Below are 3,823 nucleotides of genomic sequence, written 5' to 3' on the forward strand. Positions count from 1 at the left end.
GTATTATACTTGATTTCACTAGCTTTCGGATGGTTTTTAGATAAATTTAGTCACGGATTAAGGATATAGTAATCCTGCTGCGTAAATAACACGTTTTTAAAAAAAGTGACATATATTAAAGGGATAAATACGTCTGTAAAAGGAGAATGAATTTGTACCGACAATTAGGTTATTACCATCAATGGCAAAATCCAATGTATTATAACCGGTATGACAATAATTGGTGTAACGACTGGAATCCCCATTATTATAACTGGAACAATAATTTGGGCGATAATGAAAATCCTTATAATAGAGGCAATATATTAAAGGATTTCGGGCCGCAGCCATTTGTAATTAATATTGAACAGGCCGCCAAGAAGAATAACAATTTCCGCATAGCTTTATGGACGGGAAATCATTTGCAGGTTACTTTAATGAATATTGGTGTTGGAGAAGATATCGGATTGGAAATCCACCCAACATTGGATCAGTTCCTCCGTATTGAAGATGGTCAAGGACTTGTTCAAATGGGGAAAAATAAAGGAATATACGATTTTCAAGCCAATGTATATGACGACTATGTAATCGTGATACCCGCAGGAACATGGCATAATCTAACGAACACAGGTAATAAACCAATAAAATTATACTCCATTTATGCACCACCTCAACATCCATATGGTACTGTTCATGAGACAAAGGCAATTGCCATGGCTTCAGAAAATCACTATTAATAATTTTTGACTGATAACCCTAATACAAATTAGTAATCCCCATATTTTATGGGGAATCACTCCTGTAACGAAGGTATTCAAACGCTGGACAAAATTCATTTTCCGTATAATAAATAGCAAAATATTATAGCCTACAATTTGTCCTGCTAGTTATATGGATTAATAACTGCGTTAAGGTTAGCTTTGCACACAAATGGGATAATCCAACAACGTATACAAACATAGGACTTTACTTGGAGAGATGGGTATGATAGGCTCGTTTGCCTGATGAAACCTTAGCTTCAGCCTTTCAAGACAAATCGTACCATTCAACTATATGCACCTTATATATAGTATCAACAACAAAACATTGATATGTTGCACCCTTTATCATTGTTTATATGTATCCACAGAATATGCGTTTAAGGACTTGACTTGGAGCCTCTGTGTAAAGGAATTTTTTTGTAACATAATTTTTTGTTCTAAACGTTGAATGATCTGCATTTTTCAACGAAAGGATGAGCTTCTAACCGTTAAAAGTAAACATATTCAGCTTGTGGTGCATATACTGGATTGGTCCTTTATATAGGATAGTAAATAAGATATCTAATCCTTTATCCTTCAGAACATAAACTTTAAATTTAGGGGGAGATTAGTATTGCAAACTGCACAGCAAACAATGGTTAGTATTCCATTCCCGTCAGTATGGGGCTTCCATGCTGCTATAGCTGGTAGACCAATCGTTTGGGGTTTACTAAACATTAACTCTATTACAGATAACAGGATAGTTGGTACGGTTAATTTCCGTGGCACACCTATTCCAATTAATGGATATTGGGATGAAAACACCAATCAAATAAGATTTGATTCACCTTTTGCCGCATTTTCCGGTAACTTAACTATATTTGATGATCCCTTGATTAGAATTCGACATTTTGTTTTAAATGGGAGGCTTATTATGAAACCTCCTTCTTTACAAGCAGGAGAGCATGGAACTTGGATTGCTACAACCGATAAATCTCTTACCGGATATCCCGTAATTAGTGGTACCTTGCCCCCTGTTGGAGTCTTTTTAACATCGAATATACTTAGTCAGCTACAGCAGAATAATGTAAGATTTTAGGTTTAAATGGAAGAAATGTAAAACGAACCTCCTTTTTTGTTTTTCGATACATTTCCAAGATTAAATTTCCTGTGACAAAACAAACTAATTACAAAGTTATTTGAGGTGTCTCATGAGAAAAGGTCAATCTAAACAATTCTTCGTATTCCAAACGTATACTTGCTACATAGTTTGTACATGTTAAGGGAAAAGGAGGAATTTTAGTTGGAGTGGATTTTTTATCTATACTTGTTAAATACGTTCTTTATCTTATTCATAGCAATTTGGGAAGTTCGTCGGCCAACCAAAGCTTTGAATTGGATAGTAATCGTCCTTGTTTTGCCTGTCATTGGTTTCTTACTATATCTTAGCATATCAAATCCCAAGCTTATTCAGCGTAAAAGATTGACCTCTTCTCATAATGAGTCTGAAAAGTTACCTGATACATATAGTGATTCAGCATCGATAATCGCCGATGCTTTAAGGTATTTTACTGTAGGCGGGCTTCGAGTCGGCAAAGTCCAAGTACTAAACAATGGAATAGCAAAATATGAACAACTTATCGAATCCCTACAAAAAGCCCAAAAAACCATTGATCTGGAATATTTCATCTATCGGAACGACCAAATTGGTAATCGCATCACAGAACTGCTGATCGAAAAAGCAGTAAATGGAGTGCGGGTTCGTTTTATTAGAGATGGTTGGGGGAGTAAAAAATTTCCGCGTCAAAAAATTCTTCAGATGGTGGAAGCAGGGATAGAATGTCGGACAATATTTCCTTTAAGCTTTCCCTGGATTTTGTCCAATTGGAATTATCGGGATCATTGTAAGATTGTCACGATTGACAGAAAGGAATCCTTTACTGGCGGTATGAACGTTGGGTGTGAATATACAGGATTAAAGCCAGACGTAGGATTTTGGAGGGACACTCATTTACAAATTATAGGGGAAGCAACAGGCGACTTGCAGACTATCTTCGACGTTCATTGGAATATCGCTGTACCAGAACGGATAAAGTCAAAAACAAAATCTGAGGCAACGAAAAAGGCCACTAAAATCCCAAAATATAAATCAAAGGAAATCAATCCAACCGGCAGCATAGATCTTTCAAGATGGTCTGCCGAATTAGGATCTGAGTTATGGCCTATAGAAGGTAAAACAGACAATACCCGAACAAAGACAGGAGAATTGCAAAAAGCGTACATCCATACGTTGGAAGGAAACCCTGGAATTCCTACCCCAGTTATTCGTCAAGCTTACTTTATATGTATAACACAGGCGACCAAAACTATTGATATAACAACACCCTACTTTGTACCAGAAACAGATATTATCATGGCATTAAAGACAGCTGTGGCTCGTGGTGTGCACGTAAGATTGCTGGTTCCTCGCCACATTGATCAAAAAAGCGTGGGCTATGCAAGTCGTACCTATTACGGGGAACTTATAGAAGCTGGGGTCCAAATCTACCAGTACAATAAAGGAATGTTACATGCGAAACTGATGATCATTGATGAGGAAATTGCAGAAGTAGGCGCAGCAAACTATGATATGAGAAGTTTTCGCCTGAATTATGAGGTGTGTCAAGTCGTGTACAGTGCTGATGTGGCAAGGGAACTCACAGAGCAGTTCGAGAGGGATCTTACTGATTCTGTACCATTAAGAATTGAAGACTTGTTGCAACGATCCCTGACCGAGCGCATTGTTGAACAAGGTGCTCGTCTGCTTTCTCCATTATTATAAGTTGATGTATCCTGTTTTTATTTTTCGATCTTAAATCTAGATTTAAAAAAATGTGATTGTTTTTAAAATATTTCTGATTCATTTGAAAAAGTCGAAAACCCGTGTTAGAAGAACTTTCAACATGGGTTTTTTCTTATTTACGTTGGAAATCCATTACTAAAAAACGGTAATACTAAAAAGAAAGCCCAAAGAGTTTGAATCCAAAATTATCTGTTACATTTTAACCTGAATCCGTGACGTAGTTTGTTAAAAGCTTGAAAAGCAGGCTGATTTTACCCATTTT

3 protein-coding genes are annotated in these 3,823 nt (G+C 36.6%); all 3 read left to right on the forward strand.

Features of this window, described 5'->3' with window-relative positions; translation table 11 throughout:
• Nucleotides 1-146: 146 nt before the first annotated feature.
• The 3 genes from FS666_RS18885 (at nt 147) to FS666_RS18895 (ending at nt 3,540) form a co-directional block, all read left to right on the forward strand.
• Nucleotides 147-716, forward strand: a complete 570-nt coding sequence (locus FS666_RS18885; RefSeq protein ID WP_058005455.1) for a cupin domain-containing protein — start codon at nt 147-149, stop codon at nt 714-716.
• Between the two features lie 637 nt (nt 717-1,353).
• Complete coding sequence (locus FS666_RS18890) at nt 1,354-1,818, forward strand: hypothetical protein (protein ID WP_144463746.1); 465 nt, start codon at nt 1,354-1,356, stop codon at nt 1,816-1,818.
• 204 nt (nt 1,819-2,022) lie between these two features.
• Nucleotides 2,023-3,540, forward strand: coding sequence for a phospholipase D-like domain-containing protein (locus FS666_RS18895; protein WP_058005454.1), 1,518 nt, complete (start codon nt 2,023-2,025; stop codon nt 3,538-3,540).
• Nucleotides 3,541-3,823: the final 283 nt, after the last annotated feature.

The organism is Siminovitchia fortis (genome assembly GCF_007681465.1).
Lineage (GTDB): Bacteria > Bacillota > Bacilli > Bacillales > Bacillaceae_C > Siminovitchia > Siminovitchia fortis.